Here is a 20,816-nt window from a genome sequence, read left to right as displayed (position 1 = left end):
AAAAGTGAACAGGGGCAGGATATTAGCACAGGGTTGCGCAGGGCTTTACGGCCAACGGCGGCAATGCTGTATCGATTGACTGGCGGGGCCGCGCGGGCCCCGCCATACGGCCAATCAGGTGATGTCGGCCTTTTCCGCTTCGTCCAGGCCCATGGCGTGCAGGCGGGCATAATGGCCATTGGCCTGGAGCAGTTCGGCGTGGGTGCCACGCTCCACCAGACGGCCTTGATCCATTACCAGGATCAGGTCGGCCTTCTCGATGGTCGACAGGCGGTGGGCGATCACGAGGGTGGTGCGACCTTCCATCACGTGATCCAGCGCCGCCTGGATGTGGCGCTCGGACTCGGTATCGAGGGCCGAGGTCGCCTCGTCGAGGATCAGCAGTGGCGCGTTCTTCAGCAGCGCCCTCGCGATCGCCAGACGCTGGCGCTGGCCACCGGAGAGCAGCACACCGTTCTCGCCGACTTCGGTATCGAAGCCCTTGGGCAACTGGTCGACGAACTCCTTGGCGTAGGCATCGGCGGCGGCGGCCTCGATATCCGCCCGCGGGGCGCCGGCCAGGTCACCGTAGGCGATGTTGTTGGCCACCGTGTCGTTGAACAGGGTGACGTGCTGTGTCACCTGGGACACATGGCGACGCAGGTTGCGCAGGCGGTACTGTTCGATTTCCACGCCGTCGAGCAGGATCTGCCCTTCTGTGTGGTGGTAGAACCGCGGGATCAGCGCCGCCAGCGTCGACTTGCCGCTGCCGGACCGCCCGACCAGGGCGATCATCTGCCCAGGCTCGGCGGTGAAGCTGATGTCGCTGAGCACCTGACGCTCGGTGCCGGGGTAGGTGAAGCTGAGGTTCCGTACTTCGAGGCGCCCGTCTACCCGTTCCTTCTCGACGGTGCCGGCATCGACCTCCGGCTTCTCGTCCAACTGCTCGAAGATGCTTTCGGCACCGGCAAGGCCCTTCTGGATGGTCGAGCTGACTTCCGAGAGCTGGCGAATCGGCTTGGGCAGTAACCCAGCCGCCGTGATATAGGCCACCAGATCACCGGCCGACGCCTCGCCGCGCAGGAACAGCACCAGGAACATCAGCGTGGCCATGGCGGTGTAGATCACCAGTTGCAGCAACGGCGTGTACAGCGCACCGGTCTTGGTCATGCGCAGCTGCTTGTCGGTGTTGCTCTGGCTGGCAGCGTTGAAGCGACGCTCTTCGTAGCTTTCGCCACCGAAGCTGCGCACCACGCGATAACCCTGGATGGTCTCGGAGGCCACATGGGTGACATCGCCCATGGCTACCTGGATCTTCTTGCTCTGCTTGCGGAATTTCTTGCTGGCGGTACTCACCATCACCGCGATCAGCGGCAGGATCGCCACCATCACCAAGGTCAGTTTCCAGTTCATCCACAGCAGGTAGGCGAACAGGAACACCACTGTCAGGCCTTCACGGATCACCACCTTGATGGCATCGGTGGCCGCGCCGGTAACCATGGTCACGTTGAAGGTGATGCGCGAAATCAGGTGCCCGGAGTTGTGGTTGTCAAAATAGCGGTTGGGCAGCACCAGCAGCTTGTTGAACAACTCGACGCGCAGGTCGTGAACCAGGCACAACGACACCTTGGACAGGTAGTAGTTGCCCAGGAACGAGCCCAGGCCCTGCCAGGCGGCGATCAGGATGATCAGCAGCGGCACCGCCTGCAGCAACTGCAGGTCGCGCAGGTAAGGCACGCTCGGGAACAACACCGCCTGGGGATTGCTCAGGCCGTCGACGAAATACTTGAGGATCCCGGCCAGCATCGGTTGGGTCGAGGCGAAGATCACGAAACCGACGATGCTCAGCAGGAAGATGCCGATATAAGGTTTGACGTAGCCCAGCAGGCGCAGGTAGATCTTCAGGCTCGCAGGCGAAGACGATTCGGGAACTGTCATGAGAATCCGTCGGGTCAAAAAGAGTCGGGATTATAACACACGCGGTGTCTCGCACCGCCCGCTGCAGGTAAGATAGGCGGCTGTCCCGAACCCATGGCCCTGGAGGCTAGATGCACGCACTTGACCACGCCCGCTACCTTGCCCTGCGCGAGGGCGCTCATGTCCTCGAGGCCGACGGCACTGGCGACAAGGTCCTGCGCCTGCGCGACGGCACGATGCTCAAGCTGTTCCGGCGCAAGCGCCTGATCAGCTCGGCGGCCTGGTATCCCTATGCCCGACGCTTCGCCGACAACTGCAAGGCCCTGGCCGCGCGCGGCATCCCCTGCCCACAGGTCAAGGCGGTGTACCGGATTGCCGAGATCGCCCGCGATGCCGTGCATTACGACCCGCTCCCAGGGCATACGCTGCGTCAACTACTGGAGCAACCCGGCGAGCATCCCGAACTACGCGACCAGCTTGGGCAGTTCATCGCGACGCTGCACGAGTCAGGCGTGTACTTCCGCTCCGCGCATCTGGGCAACGTGGTACTGACGCCCGAAGGCAAGCTGGGGTTGATCGATGTCGCCGACCTGCGCATGTACCGCAAGCCACTTCGCCGATCACAACGTCAGCGCAACTTCCGCCACATGCTGCGGTATCGGCAAGATCGGGAATGGTTGCTGGGTGACCGCGACAACCTGTTCATCGAGGCCTACCTGGCCAGCCAGCAGGTCTGTCGTCGCCAGGACCTGGCCAGCGCACTGGCCTGAACGAAGATGGCCGCCCGGAGGCGGCCATCGTCATCATCAGCGCAAACGTCGCTGCTGCAACCCACGGCCAAGCACCATGGCTGCCGGCAGCAGGACCAGCGGCCATAGCTCGTCGGGGTTGCCGATCAGCTTGCTGCCATCGAAGTTGAGCATCACCAGGGCACAGGCCAGGTACATGCCCCACGGGTCGCGCAGGCGCACGGCCTGGACCAGAGTCATCGCCACGATGACCAGGAACAGCAGCAGCGAAACACCACCGGTGTAAAGCCCCAAGGCAACGAAGATATTGTGCGGGTGCTGGATCGGCATGGTACCGGCAAGCAGCTTGTCGGTATGGAACTCCACCCCGCAGCCCAGGGCCCAGCCACAGTTCTGCCACTCGCCGACCATGACGCGGAACAGCTCACCGCGGAAGGAGTCACCACGGGCGATGACCGAATGAACCCAGCTGGCATCCTTGATCAGCCAGAGCACCACAGCCCCTAGCACCGCGAACCCCAGCAGCCATGGACCAGCGATTCGGGGAAAGCGCCACAGCGCCCAAACTGCCCAGGCAGCGAACAGGAACGCAGCACCAAGCATTGCCGTGCGGGTCTGCAGCACGAAGCTCACCGCCACCAGTGAAAGTGCCACTGCGGCGAACGCTTCGACCCAAAGCTGCCTGCGCAACCAATGCGGCATGGCCAGCGCCAAGGCACACAGCAGCCAGATACTGACGTAGATGACATTTTCCATTCGCGCCGGCAGCAGATCGACACGCTGCCCCAAGGCATACAACCCCGTCGCATAGGCGTAAAGCGCATAGGCGAAGATATACAGGCAGATGATCCAGAACAGCGCCCGGGCAAATACCCAGGAACGCATGAAATCATGATTCACCAACGCGGCCACGACGAAGACAAACAATGTCACATAGACGATATGCTTGTAGAACTGCCCCTCACCGGCAATCGCCGCCGGCACCAGGAACCACAGCAGGAACACCAGCCACGCCAGGCCAAGCTTGTCGCTGAACAGCCCCGCACCACGCTCCTTGACCAGGAACACCAGGCCAGGCAACGCGATGAACGCGTAGAAAATGTTGTTCGTCCATTTCGACGAGTCCATCAGCACGAAGCTGGCCAGGAAAGCGATCAACGCCGCAGTGAAATAGCGACGACTCCTGCTGTTGTCTCGGTCAATCCCTTCAAACATCCTTCAACACCCATCCAAGCAATAGTCCGATGACCAGCACACCCAACAAGCGGAGGCGATCCATGCGCTTGCGTCGTACCTTCTTGATTTTTTCTTCCGGCATTTCCACATGCTCGCCGAACCCTGTGTGCAGCACCGCGTCGTTTTCCAGGATCAGCGCGTAGCGGTCACGCTCGGCGTAGAGCCGCGACAGGCTCTTCTCGCCCGAATGCGCGGCGTACGGCGCATGCGCCTGGTAGTCGGCAAGCCTGCGCAGGCCCGGGTTGAACGAGAAGCCCTGCCATTCCGCCTTGTGCGAACCCAGCTTGTGGAAGGCAATACCCTTCAGCACCTGACGCGCCTCGAGGAACACATAGGGGCTGTGCACCTGCAGGTCATGGTTGAAGCTGCGCAGCCAGACCTGTAGCGCTTGCGGGTCGGCCTCCAGCAGCGCCTGGGACTCCTCGACGAAACCCGGACGATAGAAGGCCCAGTCGTCCTCGCAGTGGAATACCCAGAACGACTTGACCTGTGAATAGGCGGCATCCACCGAGCGCAACTGCCCAAGTTTGGGGTTGTTGACGATGAAGGTGGTGTGCTCACGCCAATGTTCGGGGATGCAGCCGCGCACTGCCTCGTCGCCGGAGTCTTCGGTGATGAAGACTTCACGGATAGGCGCCGTGTTGTAGAGGTCGAAACTTTCGAGCGTGCGCTTGAGCAGTTCGAATCGACCACAGCTGGTCACCACCAGTGTGATCTCGCTGTTTTCACTGAAGATCATGGCTTCCTCGATGTGTATGGGGCCTAACGCGACAGGCCGATGGCCAGCAGCACACGCGCCAGCAGGCCGGGCTTCGCGGCCGGACGCAGCGGTGCGCGCATAGCCTCGGTGATCGCCTGCCCGAGCGCGTGGAAGGTATAGCGCTGCTCGGCAAGTTGCTGGCCGTTGCGTGAGATACGCTCGGCCAAGGCCAGGTCGCCACGCAGTTGGGCGAGCTTCTCGCGTAGTTGTTCAAGGTCGCGATAGAGCACGATGTTGTGCATGTCGACGAAACCCAGTGCCTGGTTCTCCTCCTCGCCCTGGTCATAGGCGAACAGGACGCAACCACAGGCCATGGCTTCGAAGTTCTTGATCATGTACTCGCCCATGCCGACGTCGGCACTGACGAAAAAGCGGATGCGGCTAAGGGTCTGGCTGTATTCCTCACCCGACTTGGTGCGGGTGATCAGCAGGTTCTCCACCGCCGCAATCGACTCGAGCATCTGCTTGCGACCCGAGTAGGCGACACTGCGCAGGCTGCCGACGAACGCCAGTTCGATGTCGCGCTCGCGGTTTTCGTTGCGCAGCAGCGCCTGGTCGTAGCCCTTGGGTACGAATACCGCATCGAAGCCTTCATCACGCAAGCGACGGGTAACCACCGCACCTGAAGTGATGACCCGCGCCCACGGCAACTGGCGGTAGTACTCGCTGAACTTGCCGGTGTACTTGCACGGGATGTAGTTCTGATAGGCGTCGTGCTCGAGGATCACCAGGTTCGGGATGGTGCGGATGAAACGCGCCTGGCGGATTTCTTTCTTGAACCGCAGGAAGAACAGGATGCGGTCGTACTGATCGACTTGCACATGCCGATGGAAGTAGCTGCGCAGATCGGCCTGCTCGTCGCCAGTGAGCCAACGGATGTCGCACTCGCAGTCGGCCGCGATGCCTTCGTAAAGACGGTCCAGGATGGCGCGTTGCTCTTTCTGGACCAGGAACAGGACTTTCACCGTGGCTCTCTCTTGTCGATCACTGTACCGACCCACAGCAGTTCGTGGCGCCGTACGGCCTTGCGGAAGAATTCATTGTCACCGAATGCCGGCCAGCGCCGGGCGGCCAGGCAGCGCTGCAGGAAGCGACGAACCCTGCGTTTGAATGGAGCCGCAGGCTGCAGGTCGTGCATCATACCCAAAGCGATGGCCTTTTGCCTCTGCTGCTGCTCGCCAACCCCCAGCACCCAGGGGCGCATGGGCAGGCCCGCATCGAAGAACGGTGGCAAAGGTACCCCGGTACCGGCATTGCCCATCGGCCAGCGGTCATTGTCGTGCAGGTGATTGGCGTACAACAGCAAGGTTTGCGGCTGCCAAATCGCCCCTTGCAACGCTTGCTGCAGGGCGTCATGGGCGCACACGTGGTCCGGGTGGGGATCGAGTGTCGGGTGCGGCATCACGATGGTTGCCGGGCGCGCATGCTCGATGAGCTCGCGCAGGTCCTGGACCAGGTTGTTCCAGGTCGGCCGGCCATCGGCATCGCTGCGCAGCGCGACTTCGTTGAAACGGCGGAATGGCCGGGTGTCGATCAGGTCGGCCTCGCGCGATGCGACAGGTGTCTCGGGCTCGGCCTGCATGGCCGGCAGTTGCATGCAGAAATAGCCCAACTGCACACACTGCCGGGAAGGCACCCCGGCCCAGCGGGGTACGGCGATGCTGTCCCAACTGCGCAACTCGCCCTTGAGCCGGGCCGCCTCTACCAGGCCAAGGCCGAAGGTTTCGCGGTAATACGCGTTCTCGATCTCGCCTGCGGTCAGGGTCACGATCCAGCTGCTTTTTGCCTGGGCATACGCGGCGAATGCCGCAAGCTCGGCATCGTCGGCATGGGGTGCGATGACCATCAGCGAGCCGGCCAGGTAGTCGGCGTGACGGAAAACCAGCAATTCCATCTCCGGCGCCACGCGGCAGTGCCGGCCCCTCAGGCGCAGCCGCCCGCCGCCCAGCGCCTCCGCCTGGCCACCCAGGTTCAGGTAGCGAACACCCCGGACACCACGCTCGAAGGCCTGGCAATCGTCGACGCCACCTTCGATGCGTACCGCCGGGTCGAGCAGGCGCCCCAACCAACCGGCGCGCAGATTCACCCGCAGCAACAGGGTCTCGCTGCCGTCCAGCTGGCAACCATTCGGCAATGCAAGCACCCCGCCATGGCTGTGCAGCGCATGTCGCTCGCTGGCCTGCAAATCGTACTGGTAGTCGCTGCCGGGCACGTAGAACAGGTGGTCGGAGAACCAGGCCTCATGGGCCACCCACAACAACACCGCGAGGACAGGCGGCAACCACCATGCCCACACCGCCGTGAGCAACAGCGCGACAAGCAGTACCAGCAGGATCACCCGCTTGCGCTTGCGATGGCGTTTGAGCAGTTGCTGCTTGTTGGCGCTCATGTTCAGACCTGGAAGACGTTGACGGGATTGCACCAACGATCCTTGTACTCTCGGTCGGCCCGGCCGAAGGAGAACCGCAGCGCCTTGCCGCGGGCATTGGCATCCTCCCAGGCAGCCTGGGTATTGAGGAAGCTCAGTACGCTACCAGGGCTGAAGGCCTTGGTCTCGGGATCGACACCGCCGTTTACATATTCGACGCTGATCCATTGTGGCGCCTCGACGCGATACACCAGCTGGATCGCGATCGGCGCCCCCTCCAGGAACAGTACGGAGCCAATCAACAGTTCGCGCAGGCGCTCGACCACTTCGGCCATGCGGGCCGCACCGGTAGCCGGGAAGCCCCAGCGACGCTGGAACAAGTCACAGTACATCGCCGCGATCTCGGCTGCAGTGAAATCGCCGATCGGTCGCACCTGGCCGCCGGCCTCTTCCAGCAGGCGCAGCTCACGGCGCTGGTTATAGCGGAACTTCTTCGACAGGTCCTCGTGCGGGCGAGACATGGCCAACTGCTCTGGCTGCGCCTTGAGACCGCTGAAACGGCCCTGGTTCAGTTCAGACAGGTAACGCCCGGCATGGCGCAGCGGCGCGGCGCAGTCATCGGCGGCCGGCAGGATGATCTCGGCGTTGCCCAGGTCGAACAGGCCTTTCTTGCCATGACGCTTGAGCACGTCCTTGGACAGCGCCAAGTGGCGTCCCCATACCGGCAACGCGGCCTTGAGCTCGCCATCCTGTGAAAAACCCAGATAGCGCACCGGGATCTGGGCCAGGTCGGCCAGTTGCTCGATCACCAGAGGATGGGTCGCCACACTGCCGCCATATAGCTGCCAGGCGTCGCCATAGGCGGCCGCGTCGATGACTTGCCAACCGCGTTCGCGCCAGCCTTGGATAAAGTTGAGCATCAAGCCTCCGCGACCAGCGCACGTACCTGCGGCAACTGCCAGAAGGCATCGCGCACCGCCTGGTCGCTGAAACGCTGCTGCAGGCGCTGCAGCATGTGCAAAGCACAGGTCTCACGCTGTCCGGCGTCCAGCCCGGCCATATGCTTCAGGCCCTGGGCCAGCTGCGCGGCATCGCCCAGCGGGAACAGCACGCCCACGCCCTCGACCACTTCCCGGGCGCCGCCACAGGCGGTGGCCAGCAGCGGCACGCCCGCCACCATGGCCTCGAGCAGGACCATGCCGAACGGCTCATGGTCGGAGCTCAGCGCAAATACATCGAAGGCGCGGAAATAACGGCGAGCGTCCGGCACCTGGCCGAGGAATTCCACCTGCCCAGCGATGCCCAGCTCACTGGCCAGCGCCTTGAGCTTGGCCTCGAGGCGACCCTTGCCCAGGATCACCAGCCGCGCGCCAGCCGGCAGACCAGGCAAGGCCTCTGCGAAGCCGCGCAACAGCGTGGCCTGGTCCTTGTCCGGGTGCAGGCGGCCGACATTGCCGACCACCCAGGCCTGTTCATCCAGGCCCAAGGCATGACGCGCCTCGTCACGCGGCACCAGGCTGGCCTGCAGTGCCTCGACATCAATGCGGTTGTACAGGGTCTGGATACGTTCGGCCGGCCACCGCCCCAGGCAGCGGCGCATGTCGTCGCGCACCGCATCCGAGACACCGAGCAGGCTCAGGCGCTTGCGGAACAGGTTGGCAAACAGTCGGCGTCCCTTGCGCTGGTAGTCTCCAAACGCGTGGTGCACGCCGATCACCGGCAGGCCGGTGCCCAGCAGCGCGACATAGATTGGCTTGAAGCGGTGGGCGATGCAAAACGCAAAATTGCGCTGCGCGGCGATCTTGCGCAGCGCGGCGATGGCGCCAAGCTTCAGGCCACGCACGGCCTTGGAACTGAACTCCAGGAACAGTACCTCGTCCGAGGCGCAGCCAGCCGCGACCTGCGCGTCAGCTGCCCCGGTGAGGAACACGGTGGTGACCTTGTAGCCGCTGCCCTGGAACAGGCTGGCATATTGACGGGCACAGTCGAGGAACGGCCCGTCATAGCCATGGCAGAACTGCAGGATCCGCGGTTCAGAGCGGCTGGTCATACGGCGCGGCGCCTTCCTTGACCACCAGGATGTCTTCCATGATCAGGTACTGCAGGTCAGACCCAAAGAACATGTTCAGGGCATCGGTCGGCGAGCAGATCATCGGTTCGCCTCGACGGTTGAGCGAAGTGTTCAGCGACACGCCGTTGCCGGTCAGGTCTTCCAGCGCCTTCATCATGTCGTAGTAGCGCGGGTTGTACTCGCGCTTGAGCACCTGGGCACGCGAGGTACCGTCCTCGTGGACCACTTCCGGCACACGGGTCTTCCACTCTTCTGCCACTTCGAAGGTGAAGGTCATGAACGGGGCCGGATGATCGATCTTGATCATCTGCGGCGCTACAGTGTCGAGCATCGACGGGCAGAAAGGCCTCCAGCGCTCGCGGAACTTGATCTGGTGGTTGATGCGGTCGGCCACGCCCGGCACGCTCGGGCAGCCGATGATCGAACGACCACCCAGGGCGCGCGGGCCGAACTCCATGCGACCCTGGAACCAGGCCACCGGGTTGCCGTCGACCATGATCTTGGCAATCTGCTCGGGCATGTTCTCAAGCTTGCGCCATACCGGTTTGCTCGGGTGACGGGCACAGGCGGCGATCACGTCTTCGTTGGAGTACGCAGGGCCGAGGTAGACGTGCTCCATCTTCTCGACCGGCACGCCACGGGCGTGGGACACATAGGCAGCAGCACCCACCGCAGTACCGGCGTCGCCGGACGCTGGCTGGACGAACAGCTCTTTCACGTCATCGCGGGCGATGATCTTCTGGTTCAGCTTGACGTTCAGCGCACAGCCGCCGGCGAAGGCCAGCTTGCCGGTCTCTTTCAGGGTATCGCCCAGGTAGTGGTCGATCATCTGCAGGGCGAGCTTCTCGAACAACGCCTGCATGCTCGCCGCGTAGTGGATATACGGCTCGTCGGCGATGTCGCCTTCGCGTTTCGGACCCAACCACTCGATCAGCTTGGGCGAGAAGTAGAAGCCCTTGCCCTTCTCTTTATAGCGGCGCAGGCCGATGACGTTGGCGTACTCGGTATTGATTACCAGCTCGCCGTTTTCGAAGCTGGCCAGGCGCGAGAAGTCATATTTGCTGGCATCGCCATACGGCGCCATGCCCATGACCTTGAACTCGCCGTCGAGCATCTCGAAGCCTAGGAACTCGGTGATCGCGCCATACAGGCCACCCAGGGAGTCCGGGTCGAAGAATTCCTTGATCTTGTGGATCTTGCCGTTTTCGCCATAGCCGAAGAAGGTAGTGGCGTACTCGCCCTTGCCGTCGATGCCGAGGATCGCGGTCTTCTCTTTGAAGCCCGAGCAATGGTAGGCGCTGGAGGCGTGGGCCAGGTGGTGCTCGACCGGTTCGATCTTGATCTTCTTCGGATCGAAGCCCAGCTGCTCCAGGCACCAGACGATCTTCTTGCGGTAGCGCTTGTAGCGCCGGTTGCCCATCAGCAGCGCGTCGAGGGCGCGATCCGGGGCGTACCAGTAGCGCTTGGCGTAGTGCCAGCGGGCCTTGCCGAACAGGCTGATCGGGGCGAAAGGAATGGCCACCACGTCGACGTCCGACGGCTTGATGCCGGCCTGCTCCAGGCAGAACTTCGCCGACTCGTAGGGCATGCGGTTCTTCGCATGCTTGTCACGCACGAAGCGCTCTTCTTCGGCGGCGGCAATCAGCTTGCCGTCGATGTACAGGGCCGCGGAAGGGTCATGGCTAAGGGCGCCGGACAGGCCAAGAATCGTCAGTGCCAAGGGGTTAGCCTCTCAAATCGGTATGAAGTGCGCCACCGGCCATTCAGGCGGATGGCGGCTAAAGGGCGGGATTATAACGCAAAGATCGCCTGACGCGATGCATGGACGTGGCAGCGCGCTTGCCCCACGATGGCGCTGGATTTGCTGACGCCATCGCCGGGCAAGTCGGGCCGCCGCATCGCCGCTCCCACGCTGCCTGCAACGCCTGTTTATTCGGCGATCAGCCAGTCCATGCGGAAGCTGCCGGCGGTCTGCGCCAGTTCCTTGGCCAACCACGGCAGCAGCGCCTTGAGTTCATCTTCCAGGCCCCACGGTGGGTTGGCGATGGCCAGGCCCGAGCCGTTCAGGCCCTGCGGGCTGTCCTGGTGATGCACGTACAGCTCCACGCGCAGCAGCTTGGGCGCGCCGGTGCTGGTGAGGTCCTGGTAGAAGCGGGTCAGCGAACGCTGGTCCTTGATCGGGTACCAGATGGCCGCGACGGTCTGGCGCATGCGACCGATCGCCTCCTTCATCGCCACGGTGCAGCGCTTGAGCTCGTCGGCCTGCTCGAACGGCGGGTCGATCAGCATGATCGCGCGTTTTTCCTGCACCGGCAGCAGCGCCCGCGGGATATGCCAGCCCTCGCCCAGGTGCACGGTGACTCGCGGGTCCTTCTTCATGTTCTCTTTGAGCAGCACGCCGTCTTCAGGGTGCTTTTCGTTGAGCTGTGCACGGTCCTGTTCACGCATCAAGCGCCGGGCCAGCTCAGGGGAGCCGGGGTAGTAGCGCAGTTCGCCGTTCTTGTTCAGGCGCTTGATGACGCCCAGATAGTCGGCGGTGACGGCCGGCAGGTCATCGCGATTCCACAGGCGGGCGACGCCTTCGAGGTACTCACCGGTACGGCTCGCCTGATCGCCCTGCAGGTCGTACAGGCCAAGCCCTGCGTGGGTGTCGATGTAGGCGAACGGCTGCTCCTTGCGCGACATCAGGGCGATGAGGCGGGTGAGCACGATGTGCTTGAGGACGTCGGCGTGGTTGCCGGCGTGGAAGGCGTGACGATAGTTCATGGCGGCTCCTGCGGGGGCGGCAAGTTTACCTTGTCGCGAGGGAGACGTCAGGTACGGCGGTCGAACGATTTTAACCCCATCGCCGGCAAGCCGACTCCCACAGATTTGAGTTTATCCCTGTGGGAGCCGGCTTGCCGGCGATGAAGGCGACGCCGGCTCAGCAGGCGTTACTTGTCAGCGTGATACTGCGCATCAGCGGTTTCAAAGCGCGACACCATGCTGTTCGACGGGCTGCCCAGCTTGCTCACCAGGAAGATGGCGATGCTGGCGAACAGGAAGCCCGGGATGATCTCGTACAGACCGGTATCCAGCTGCTTCCAGACGATCACGGTCAGCGCACCGACCACGATGCCCGCCAACGCACCATTACGGGTCATGCCTTTCCACAGCACCGAAAGCAGCACAACAGGGCCGAAGGCGGCGCCGAAGCCGGCCCAGGCGTAGGCCACCAGGCCGAGCACACGGTTTTCGGGATTGGCGGCCATGGCGATGGCGATCAGCGCGACGGCCAGCACCATCAGGCGACCGACCCATACCAGCTCCTTCTGCGAGGCGTTCTTGCGCAGGAACGATTTGTAGAAGTCCTCGGTCAGCGCACTGGAGCATACCAGCAGCTGGCAGCTCAAGGTGCTCATCACCGCCGCCAGGATGGCCGACAGCAGCACGCCGGCGATCCACGGGTTGAACAGGATCTTGGCCAGCTCGATGAACACGCGCTCGTGGTTTTCGGTGACCGGACCGGCCAGGTCAGGATGCGCCGAGAAGTAGGCGATGCCGAAGAAGCCCACGGCGCAGGTGCCGGCCAGGCACAGGATCATCCAGGTCATGGAGATGCGACGGGCGTTGGCGATCGACTTGACCGAGTCGGCGGCCATGAAGCGCGCCAGGATATGCGGCTGGCCGAAGTAGCCCAGGCCCCAGCCCATCAGCGAGATGATACCGATGAAGGTGGCGCCCTTGAACATGTCGAAGTGCGCCGGGTTCACCGCCTCGATGGCAAGGAACGTGGTGTCGAAGCCGCCGGTGGAAATCAGCACGATGATCGGCGTGAGGATCAGCGCGAAGATCATCAGCGACGCCTGCACGGTGTCGGTCCAGCTCACTGCCAGGAAACCACCGATGAAGGTGTAGGCGATGGTTGCCGCGGCGCCAGCCCACAGCGCGGTCTCGTAAGACATGCCGAAGGTGCTTTCGAACAGGCGGGCACCGGCAACGATGCCAGAGGCACAGTAGATGGTGAAAAACACCAGGATCACGATCGCGGAGATGATCCGCAGCAGGCCGCTCTGGTCTTCGAAGCGACTGGAGAAGTAGTCTGGCAGCGTCAGGGCGTCACCGTTGTGCTCGGTCTGCACACGCAGACGGCCGGCGACGAACAGCCAGTTCAGGTAGGCGCCGACGGTCAGGCCGATGGCGATCCAGGCCTCGGAAAGGCCCGCGAAGTAGATGGCGCCCGGCAGACCCATCAACAGCCAGCCGCTCATGTCCGATGCGCCAGCGGAAAGCGCGGTAACCACGCTGCCGAGACTACGGCCGCCGAGAATATAGTCGGAAAGGTTCTTGGTGGAGCGATAGGCGGCAAAGCCGATCAGCACCATTACCGCAATGTAGACCACGAAAGTGATCGTTAGTGGATTGCCCATGAGTTGTGCCCTGGCGTTGTTTTTATCTCTTGCGACCGCCGCGCACGACGGTTGCACCCAGGCGGCGCATCCTATGCAACAACATGAACGAGGTGCAACCATTTTTCATTTGCAAGTTGCACCCAACCATGTTTTTTCGGATAAAGCCCCTTTTTTGCTTCTTTTCGGAGCAAACACAGCGTTTTAAAGACGAAAAAGCAGCAAAAAAGACCGTTTTGACTGTAGGGAAACTGACTTCAGACGAGTTGCACCTTTACCGGGAAGATTTCGGGTTGCACCCGGTTGCACCCTGATTGTCCTACAGGCTAATCTTGCCTTCAGCTTAGGCCACATCCGTGACCAATAACGAGGATAAGAAATGGCGACGACCACCCTTGGGGTCAAACTCGACGACCCGACCCGTGAGCGACTCAAAGCAGCTGCGCAGTCCATCGACCGCACGCCGCACTGGTTGATCAAGCAAGCGATCTTCAACTATCTCGAGAAGCTCGAGGGTGGCGCCACCCTGAACGACCTCAACGGTCATGCCGCCGCTGGCGATGACGCCGGCGAAGTCGCCGCCGACCACGCCCACCAGTGCTTCCTGGAATTTGCCGAAAGCATCCTGCCGCAGTCGGTGCTGCGCTCGGCGATTACTGCCGCCTACCGTCGCCCCGAGCAGGAAGTGGTGCCGATGCTGCTGGAGCAGGCACGCCTGCCGGCCGCCCAGGCCGAAGCCACCAACAAGCTGGCCGCAAGCCTTGCCGACAAGCTGCGCAATCAGAAGAGCGCTGGTGGCCGCGCCGGTATCGTCCAGGGTCTGCTGCAGGAGTTCTCGCTGTCCTCGCAAGAGGGCGTGGCACTGATGTGCCTGGCCGAAGCCTTGCTGCGTATCCCCGACAAAGGCACCCGTGACGCGCTGATCCGCGACAAGATCAGCACCGGCAACTGGCAGCCGCACCTGGGCAACAGCCCATCGCTGTTCGTCAACGCCGCCACCTGGGGCCTGCTGCTGACCGGCAAGCTGGTCAGCACCCACAACGAATCGGGCCTGACCTCCTCGCTCACCCGCATCATCGGCAAGAGCGGCGAGCCGATGATCCGCAAGGGCGTCGACATGGCCATGCGCCTCATGGGCGAACAGTTCGTCACCGGCGAAACCATCGCCGAGGCCCTGGCCAACGCCAGCAAGTTCGAGTCCAAGGGCTTCCGCTACAGCTACGACATGCTTGGCGAAGCCGCGCTGACAGAGCACGACGCGCAGAAATACCTGGCCTCCTACGAGCAGGCGATCCACTCGATCGGCAAGGCCTCGCACGGCCGCGGCATCTATGAAGGCCCGGGCATCTCGATCAAGCTCTCGGCCCTGCACCCGCGCTACAGCCGCGCCCAGTACGAACGCGTGATGAGCGAGCTGTACCCGCGCCTGCTGTCGCTGACCCTGCTGGCCAAGCAATACGACATCGGCCTGAACATCGACGCCGAGGAGGCCGACCGCCTGGAGCTGTCGCTGGACCTGCTCGAGCGCCTGTGCTTCGAACCGTCGCTGGCCGGCTGGAACGGCATCGGCTTCGTTATCCAGGCCTACCAGAAGCGCTGCCCATACGTGATTGACTACGTCATCGACCTGGCCAAGCGCAGCCGCCACCGCCTGATGATCCGCTTGGTAAAAGGCGCCTACTGGGACAGCGAAATCAAGCGCGCCCAGGTCGAAGGCCTGGAAGGCTACCCGGTCTACACCCGCAAGGTGTACACCGACGTGTCCTACGTCGCCTGCGCCCGCAAGCTGCTGGCCGTGCCAGAAGCCATTTACCCGCAGTTCGCCACCCACAACGCCCACACCTTGTCGGCCATCTACACCATCGCCGGGCAGAACTACTACCCGGGCCAGTATGAGTTCCAGTGCCTGCACGGTATGGGTGAACCGCTGTATGAACAAGTTGTAGGCAAGATCTCCGAGGGCAAGCTGAACCGTCCGTGCCGTGTGTACGCCCCGGTCGGCACCCATGAAACCCTGCTGGCCTACCTGGTGCGCCGACTGCTGGAAAACGGCGCCAACACCTCGTTCGTCAACCGCATCGCCGACCACTCGATCTCCATCCAGGAGCTGGTCGCCGACCCGGTCGCCAGCATCGAGCGCATGGGCACCCAGGAAGGCAGTATCGGCCTGCCGCACCCGCGCATCCCGATGCCGCGTGAGCTGTACGGCAGCGAGCGGGCCAACTCGGCCGGCATCGACATGGCCAACGAACACCGCTTGGCGTCGCTGTCCTGCGCCCTGCTGGCCACCGCCCACAACGACTGGAAAGCCACCCCGCTGCTGGCCTGCGCCGCCAGCGAGCAGCCGGCAGCGCCGGTGCTCAACCCGGCCGACCACCGCGATGTCGTGGGTCACGTGCAGGAAGCAACCGTCGCCGACGTCGACAACGCCATCCAGTGCGCGCTGAACGCCGCGCCGATCTGGCAGGCCACTCCGCCGGCCGAACGCGCCGCGATCCTCGAACGCGCCGCCGACCTGATGGAAGCCGACATCCAGCCGCTGATGGGCCTGCTGGTGCGCGAAGCCGGCAAGACCTTCGCCAACGCCATCGCCGAAGTGCGCGAGGCCGTGGACTTCCTGCGTTACTACGCGGTGCAGGCACGCAACGACCTGCGCAACGACAGCTGCCGCCCACTGGGCCCGGTGGTGTGCATCAGCCCATGGAACTTCCCGCTGGCGATCTTCTCCGGCCAAGTGGCCGCAGCGCTGGCCGCCGGCAACCCGGTACTAGCCAAGCCGGCCGAACAGACCCCACTGGTCGCCGCCCAGGCCGTGCGCCTGCTGCTGGAAGCCGGCATCCCCGAAGGCGTGCTGCAACTGCTGCCAGGCCAAGGTGAAACCGTCGGTGCCGGCCTGGTCGGTGACGAGCGCGTCAAGGGCGTGATGTTCACCGGCTCCACCGAAGTCGCCCGCCTGCTGCAACGCAACATTGCCGGGCGCCTGGACAACCAGGGCCGTCCGATCCCGCTGATCGCCGAAACCGGCGGCCAGAACGCCATGATCGTCGACTCCTCGGCGCTGACCGAGCAGGTGGTGATCGATGTGGTTTCCTCGGCCTTCGACAGTGCCGGCCAGCGTTGCTCGGCCCTGCGCGTGCTGTGCCTGCAGGAAGACTCTGCCGACCGCGTGATCGAAATGCTCAAGGGCGCGATGGCCGAAAGCCGCCTGGGCAACCCCGAGCGCCTGTCCGTGGACATCGGCCCGGTGATCGACGCCGAAGCCAAGGCCGGCATCGAGAAGCACATCCAGGGCATGCGCGACAAAGGCCGCACCGTGTACCAGGTGGCTATCGCCGAGGGCGAAGAGATCAAGCGTGGCACCTTCGTGATGCCGACCCTGATCGAACTGGAAAGCTTCGACGAGCTCAAGCGCGAGATCTTCGGCCCGGTGCTGCACGTGGTGCGCTACAACCGCAAGGACCTGGACCAGCTGATCGAGCAGATCAACGCCTCCGGCTACGGCCTGACCCTGGGCGTGCACACCCGCATCGACGAGACCATCGCCAAGGTGGTGGACAACGTCAACGCCGGCAACATGTACGTCAACCGCAACATCGTCGGTGCCGTGGTCGGCGTGCAGCCGTTCGGCGGTGAAGGCCTGTCGGGCACCGGCCCGAAAGCTGGCGGCCCGCTGTACCTGTACCGCCTGCTGTCGACCCGCCCGGCCGACGCCATCGCCCGCCACTTCCAGGCCGACGATGCGCGTAGCCAGGCCGACACCACCCTGCGCGACCAGCAGCTCAAGCCGCTGACAACCCTCAAGACCTGGGCGGCCAGCAGCCAGATGAGCGACCTGGCCGCGCTGTGCGAGCAGTTCGCCGAGCAGTCGCAGAGCGGCATCACCCGCGTGCTGCCAGGCCCGACCGGCGAGCGCAACACCTACAGCGTGCTGCCACGCGAACACGTGCTGTGCCTGGCCGACAACGAGGCCGACCTGCTGGCCCAGCTGGCAGCGGTACTGGCCGTGGGTAGCTCGGCGGTGTTCCAGGATGGCGAACCGGCCAAGACCGTGCGCGCTCGTCTGCCGAAGGAGCTGCAAGCGAAGATCAAGCTGGTGGCCGACTGGAGCAAGGACGAGGTGGCCTTCGACGCGGTCATCCACCACGGTCACTCCGACCAGCTGCGCGGCGTCTGCGAGCAGGTGGCCAAGCGTGCCGGCGCGATCGTCGGCGTGCATGGGCTGTCGAGCGGCGATCACCAGATCGCCCTGGAGCGCCTGGTGATCGAGCGAGCGGTGAGCGTGAACACCGCGGCAGCGGGTGGTAACGCCAGCCTGATGACCATCGGCTGACACAGATCGAACAAAAAAGGAGAGCTTCGGCTCTCCTTTTTTGTGGGCGCTTGGCCTAATCGTCATAGTGGTAACGGCACTGCAGGATGCTCAGGGTTCCCGCCTCGTAGAAGTAGACCAATCGGTGTTCGCGAGTGATACGGCGAGACCAGAAACCTGACAAGTCGCCTTTGAGCGGTTCTGGCTTGCCGGTGCCTTTGAAAGGGCTGCGCAGGCACTCACAGATCATCGTGTTGATGCGCTGGAAGATAGCGACATCACTGTTTCGCCAGTAACCGTAGTCTTCCCACCCCTCAGCAGTGAAGGCCACGCTTGTGGTGCTTCGCGCCTCAGTCTTGTTTCGTTGCTTGGCTTTCACATTCATCGAGTGCCAGTTCCTGGGTAACGGCCTTACCAGCCCGGAGCTGAGCAATGGAAGCGCGAAGACGCTTGGCGTTCGCGGACGACTCCAGCAGGTACATGGTCTCGCGCATGCCGTTGTAGTCCTCGAGCGAAATCATCACGACCGGCTCGCCACGCTGACGAGTGATGACTGCCGGCTCATGGTCCCGGCATACGTCGTCCATTGTCTGCTTCAGGTCGGCGCGTGCCTGGCTGAACGTCAGTACATGCATTTTTCCTTCCTTTCCAGGTACAGCCTGGATCAGTTCTCGAGAGTCAACAGGCCTAAATGACAGGTCGGCGCTGTGCGACCTGCCTGCCAAACATTGTACAAACTTGCGTACAACTCGCAAGGTCGAGCCCTGAAACTATTTGGAGAACTGATTGCCGCTGGGAAAGGTGGATATGGAACCGGAATTCCCGCAGCGGCAAAACAGCGTTAAGTCCTGCTGCCATGTAGGAGCTGTCCCAAACCGGCGCTTGACGCGATATCAAGACAGCCCCACTCCTGCGGCAGTACTCAAATGCGTGGGAGCGGCGGTGCGCCGATGCGACTTGCCCCGCGATGCCCTTTTGGGTCGTCAACACCCCATGCCCAGTTCGGCATCGTCCATCAGCGCCTTGGCCAGGGCGCTCAGGTAATACGAGGCCCAGAGCAGTTGGAGCTTTTCCTCCATGATCCCGGTGATGGTCAGGTTGCCCAAGGTGACCTGGGCGATGGCCACTTCTGCCCCCATATCACCCACGCCAATTAACCTGTCCCCTGCCCCACCACCCCGCCTAGACTCGCTGCACCCCGAATCAGGAATGCCGCCATGTCCGAGCAACTCCTCAGCAGCCGCAACCTCGCCTTCGAACTCTACGAAGTCCTCGACGCCGAGGCCCTGACCCAGCGTCCGCGCTTCGCCGAGCACAGCCGCGAGACCTTCGACGCGGCGCTGACCACCGCCCGTACCATTGCCGAGAAGTACTTCGCCCCGCACAACCGCAAAGGCGATGAAAACGAGCCCCGCTATGTGGACGGCCGCGCCGAGCTGATCCCGGAAGTAAAACCGGCCGTGGACGCCTTCCTCGAAGCCGGCTTCCTCAACGCCAACCGCGACTTCGAAGTCGGCGGCATGCAGTTGCCAAGCCTGGTATCACAGGCCTGCTTTGCCCACTTCCAGGCCGCCAACGCTGGCACCACGGCCTACCCGTTCCTGACCATGGGCGCGGCCAACCTGATCGAGAGTTTCGGCACTGAGGAGCAAAAGCGCCTGTTCCTGCAGCCGATGATCGAGGGCCGCTACTTCGGCACCATGGCCCTGACCGAGCCCCATGCCGGATCGTCACTGGCCGATATCCGCACCCGCGCCGAACCCGCAGGTGACGGCAGCTACCGGCTCAGAGGCAACAAGATCTTCATCTCCGGCGGCGACCACGAGTTGTCCGAGAACATCGTGCACATGGTCCTGGCCAAGCTGCCGGACGCGCCAGCCGGGGTGAAGGGCATCTCGCTGTTCATCGTGCCCAAGTACCTGGTCAACCCCGACGGCAGCCTGGGTCCGCGCAACGATGTGCTGCTGGCCGGGCTGTTCCACAAGATGGGCTGGCGCGGCACCACTTCTACCGCGCTCAACTTCGGCGACAACGGCCAGTGCGTCGGTTACCTGGTCGGCCAGCCGCATCAGGGCCTGGCCTGCATGTTCCAGATGATGAACGAGGCACGTATCGGCGTCGGCATGGGCGCGGTGATGCTCGGCTACGCCGGCTACCTGTATTCACTGGAGTACGCCCGCCAACGCCCACAGGGCCGCCTGCCGGACAACAAGGATCCGCACAGCGCCGCCGTGCCGATCATCGAGCACAGCGACGTCAAGCGCATGCTGCTGGCACAGAAGGCCTACGTGGAGGGTGCTTTCGACCTGGGCCTGTACGCGGCCCGGCTGTTCGATGACACCCACACGGCGGCGGATGAAAACACCCGCCAGCAAGCCCAGGAGTTGCTCGACTTGCTCACCCCGATCGTCAAGTCCTGGCCTTCGGCGTTCTGCCTGAAGGCCAACGAGCTGGCAATCCAGATCCTGGGCGGCCACGGCTATACCCGCGAGTACCCGGTGGAACAGTACTACCGCGACAACCGCCTCAACCCGATCCACGAAGGTACCGAAGGCATCCAGTCCCTCGATCTGCTCGGGCGCAAGCTGGCACAGAACAGCGGCGCCGGGCTCAAGCAGCTGATCCGCCTGATCGCCGGCACCTGCGAGCGCGCCAGCCATCATCCGAACCTGGACAACCTGCGCCAGCCATTGGAACAGCTGGTCAATCGCCTGCAAGCGGTCACCCTCGTCCTGCTCGGTGACCTGGCCCAAGGCAAGGTCGCTGGGGCCCTGGCCAACTCAGCGCTGTACCTCAAGGCCTTCGGCCACTGCGTGATCGGCTGGCGCTGGCTGGAGCAGGCCATTCATGCCGAAGTCGGCCTGCTCAAGGGTAGCGACTGCGACTTCTATCAGGGCAAGGTCCAGGCCGCGCGTTATTTCCTCACCTGGGAAGTGCCGGGCTGCCATAATGACCTCGCTTTGCTCGAGGCCCGCGACGACACGTGCCTGGGCATGCAAGAGGGGTGGTTCTAGGGGGAGCCACCGCGCACACGGAGGT

17 protein-coding genes are annotated in these 20,816 nt (G+C 63.4%); 4 read left to right on the top strand and 13 right to left on the bottom strand.

Going from position 1 to position 20,816, the window contains the following annotated elements; genetic code table 11:
• Positions 1 to 114: 114 nt before the first annotated feature.
• Positions 115 to 1,917: a lipid A export permease/ATP-binding protein MsbA gene (msbA, locus tag DFS21_RS14700; protein ID WP_046853969.1), complete on the bottom strand. Its 1,803-nt coding sequence runs from the start codon at positions 1,915 to 1,917 to the stop codon at positions 115 to 117.
• A 110-nt stretch (positions 1,918 to 2,027) separates the two neighbouring features.
• Here msbA and DFS21_RS14695 point away from each other — a divergent pair, with 110 nt between their 5' ends.
• A complete protein-coding gene (locus DFS21_RS14695) occupies positions 2,028 to 2,666 on the top strand; it encodes a phosphotransferase (RefSeq protein WP_110702039.1) in 639 nt (212 codons plus the stop codon).
• Positions 2,667 to 2,702: 36 nt separating this feature from the next.
• Here DFS21_RS14695 and DFS21_RS14690 read toward each other — a convergent pair whose 3' ends face one another.
• From DFS21_RS14690 to putP, 9 genes are all read right to left on the bottom strand, one after another.
• Positions 2,703 to 3,860, bottom strand: a complete 1,158-nt coding sequence (locus tag DFS21_RS14690) for an O-antigen ligase domain-containing protein (RefSeq protein WP_111532557.1) — start codon at positions 3,858 to 3,860, stop codon at positions 2,703 to 2,705.
• Positions 3,853 to 4,620, bottom strand: a complete 768-nt coding sequence (locus DFS21_RS14685; RefSeq protein WP_111532556.1) for a glycosyltransferase family 2 protein — start codon at positions 4,618 to 4,620, stop codon at positions 3,853 to 3,855. Before DFS21_RS14685 ends, DFS21_RS14690 begins: the two co-directional genes overlap by 8 nt.
• A gap of 23 nt (positions 4,621 to 4,643) precedes the next feature.
• Complete coding sequence (locus tag DFS21_RS14680; protein WP_110702044.1) at positions 4,644 to 5,606, bottom strand: glycosyltransferase; 963 nt, start codon at positions 5,604 to 5,606, stop codon at positions 4,644 to 4,646.
• Positions 5,603 to 7,030: a PIG-L family deacetylase gene (locus DFS21_RS14675; RefSeq protein ID WP_110702046.1), complete on the bottom strand. Its 1,428-nt coding sequence runs from the start codon at positions 7,028 to 7,030 to the stop codon at positions 5,603 to 5,605. The genes DFS21_RS14680 and DFS21_RS14675 overlap by 4 nt, the downstream gene beginning before the upstream one ends.
• 2 nt (positions 7,031 to 7,032) lie before the next feature.
• Positions 7,033 to 7,929 (bottom strand): antimicrobial resistance protein Mig-14, encoded by an 897-nt coding sequence (locus DFS21_RS14670; protein ID WP_110702048.1) that lies wholly within the window; start codon positions 7,927 to 7,929, stop codon positions 7,033 to 7,035.
• A complete protein-coding gene (locus DFS21_RS14665; protein WP_110702050.1) occupies positions 7,929 to 9,059 on the bottom strand; it encodes a glycosyltransferase in 1,131 nt (376 codons plus the stop codon). Before DFS21_RS14665 ends, DFS21_RS14670 begins: the two co-directional genes overlap by 1 nt.
• Positions 9,043 to 10,800 carry a carbamoyltransferase gene (locus tag DFS21_RS14660; protein WP_023630136.1) on the bottom strand — a complete coding sequence of 586 codons (1,758 nt, stop codon included), beginning with the start codon at positions 10,798 to 10,800 and terminating at the stop codon, positions 9,043 to 9,045. The genes DFS21_RS14665 and DFS21_RS14660 overlap by 17 nt, the downstream gene beginning before the upstream one ends.
• 209 nt (positions 10,801 to 11,009) lie before the next feature.
• Positions 11,010 to 11,846, bottom strand: a complete 837-nt coding sequence (locus tag DFS21_RS14655; RefSeq protein ID WP_110702052.1) for a 23S rRNA (adenine(2030)-N(6))-methyltransferase RlmJ — start codon at positions 11,844 to 11,846, stop codon at positions 11,010 to 11,012.
• 167 nt (positions 11,847 to 12,013) lie between these two features.
• Positions 12,014 to 13,489, bottom strand: coding sequence for a sodium/proline symporter PutP (gene putP, locus DFS21_RS14650; RefSeq protein WP_110702054.1), 1,476 nt, complete (start codon positions 13,487 to 13,489; stop codon positions 12,014 to 12,016).
• On the opposite strand from putP, the gene DFS21_RS26480 reads away from it, so the two are divergent.
• The gene (locus DFS21_RS26480; protein ID WP_146603143.1) at positions 13,488 to 13,676 is read left to right on the top strand and encodes a hypothetical protein; all 189 of its coding nucleotides are present in this window, start codon (positions 13,488 to 13,490) and stop codon (positions 13,674 to 13,676) included. The two genes, putP and DFS21_RS26480, sit on opposite strands and share 2 nt — an antisense overlap.
• 171 nt (positions 13,677 to 13,847) lie before the next feature.
• On the top strand, positions 13,848 to 17,798 hold the full coding sequence (gene putA / locus DFS21_RS14645; RefSeq protein WP_110702056.1) for a trifunctional transcriptional regulator/proline dehydrogenase/L-glutamate gamma-semialdehyde dehydrogenase: 3,951 nt from the start codon (positions 13,848 to 13,850) through the stop codon (positions 17,796 to 17,798).
• Between the two features lie 55 nt (positions 17,799 to 17,853).
• Here the strand turns inward: putA and DFS21_RS14640 are convergent, their stop codons facing one another.
• From DFS21_RS14640 to DFS21_RS26475, 3 genes are all read right to left on the bottom strand, one after another.
• Entirely contained in the window at positions 17,854 to 18,162 is a 309-nt protein-coding gene (locus DFS21_RS14640) for a Txe/YoeB family addiction module toxin (RefSeq protein ID WP_111532555.1), read from the bottom strand.
• Positions 18,128 to 18,412, bottom strand: coding sequence for a type II toxin-antitoxin system Phd/YefM family antitoxin (locus tag DFS21_RS14635; protein WP_023630627.1), 285 nt, complete (start codon positions 18,410 to 18,412; stop codon positions 18,128 to 18,130). Before DFS21_RS14635 ends, DFS21_RS14640 begins: the two co-directional genes overlap by 35 nt.
• 348 nt (positions 18,413 to 18,760) lie before the next feature.
• Positions 18,761 to 18,916, bottom strand: coding sequence for a hypothetical protein (locus DFS21_RS26475; RefSeq protein WP_306461298.1), 156 nt, complete (start codon positions 18,914 to 18,916; stop codon positions 18,761 to 18,763).
• Between the two features lie 78 nt (positions 18,917 to 18,994).
• Between DFS21_RS26475 and DFS21_RS14630 the strand changes: the two genes are divergently transcribed.
• Positions 18,995 to 20,791 carry an acyl-CoA dehydrogenase gene (locus DFS21_RS14630; RefSeq protein ID WP_110702059.1) on the top strand — a complete coding sequence of 599 codons (1,797 nt, stop codon included), beginning with the start codon at positions 18,995 to 18,997 and terminating at the stop codon, positions 20,789 to 20,791.
• Positions 20,792 to 20,816: the final 25 nt, after the last annotated feature.

Origin of the sequence: Pseudomonas sp. 2848 (assembly GCF_003253945.1) — a bacterium.
Taxonomy (GTDB): domain Bacteria; phylum Pseudomonadota; class Gammaproteobacteria; order Pseudomonadales; family Pseudomonadaceae; genus Aquipseudomonas.
The sequence above is the reverse complement of the archived record's forward strand: the minus strand, read 5'-3'. Positions and strand labels throughout refer to the sequence as shown.

What these genes read in the sequence shown, in the direction of transcription:
- DFS21_RS14655 (WP_110702052.1), bottom strand. Translation starts at nt 11,846, where the DNA reads ATGAACTATCGTCACGCCTTCCACGCCGGCAACCACGCCGACGTCCTC.
- DFS21_RS14670 (WP_110702048.1), bottom strand. Translation starts at nt 7,929, where the DNA reads ATGCTCAACTTTATCCAAGGCTGGCGCGAACGCGGTTGGCAAGTCATC.
- putA (WP_110702056.1), top strand. Translation starts at nt 13,848, where the DNA reads ATGGCGACGACCACCCTTGGGGTCAAACTCGACGACCCGACCCGTGAG.
- DFS21_RS14685 (WP_111532556.1), bottom strand. Translation starts at nt 4,620, where the DNA reads ATGATCTTCAGTGAAAACAGCGAGATCACACTGGTGGTGACCAGCTGT.
- DFS21_RS14675 (WP_110702046.1), bottom strand. Translation starts at nt 7,030, where the DNA reads ATGAGCGCCAACAAGCAGCAACTGCTCAAACGCCATCGCAAGCGCAAG.
- msbA (WP_046853969.1), bottom strand. Translation starts at nt 1,917, where the DNA reads ATGACAGTTCCCGAATCGTCTTCGCCTGCGAGCCTGAAGATCTACCTG.
- DFS21_RS26480 (WP_146603143.1), top strand. Translation starts at nt 13,488, where the DNA reads ATGAGTTGTGCCCTGGCGTTGTTTTTATCTCTTGCGACCGCCGCGCAC.
- DFS21_RS14690 (WP_111532557.1), bottom strand. Translation starts at nt 3,860, where the DNA reads ATGTTTGAAGGGATTGACCGAGACAACAGCAGGAGTCGTCGCTATTTC.
- DFS21_RS26475 (WP_306461298.1), bottom strand. Translation starts at nt 18,916, where the DNA reads ATGGGGGCAGAAGTGGCCATCGCCCAGGTCACCTTGGGCAACCTGACC.
- DFS21_RS14635 (WP_023630627.1), bottom strand. Translation starts at nt 18,412, where the DNA reads ATGCATGTACTGACGTTCAGCCAGGCACGCGCCGACCTGAAGCAGACA.
- DFS21_RS14695 (WP_110702039.1), top strand. Translation starts at nt 2,028, where the DNA reads ATGCACGCACTTGACCACGCCCGCTACCTTGCCCTGCGCGAGGGCGCT.
- DFS21_RS14640 (WP_111532555.1), bottom strand. Translation starts at nt 18,162, where the DNA reads ATGAATGTGAAAGCCAAGCAACGAAACAAGACTGAGGCGCGAAGCACC.
- DFS21_RS14630 (WP_110702059.1), top strand. Translation starts at nt 18,995, where the DNA reads ATGTCCGAGCAACTCCTCAGCAGCCGCAACCTCGCCTTCGAACTCTAC.
- putP (WP_110702054.1), bottom strand. Translation starts at nt 13,489, where the DNA reads ATGGGCAATCCACTAACGATCACTTTCGTGGTCTACATTGCGGTAATG.
- DFS21_RS14665 (WP_110702050.1), bottom strand. Translation starts at nt 9,059, where the DNA reads ATGACCAGCCGCTCTGAACCGCGGATCCTGCAGTTCTGCCATGGCTAT.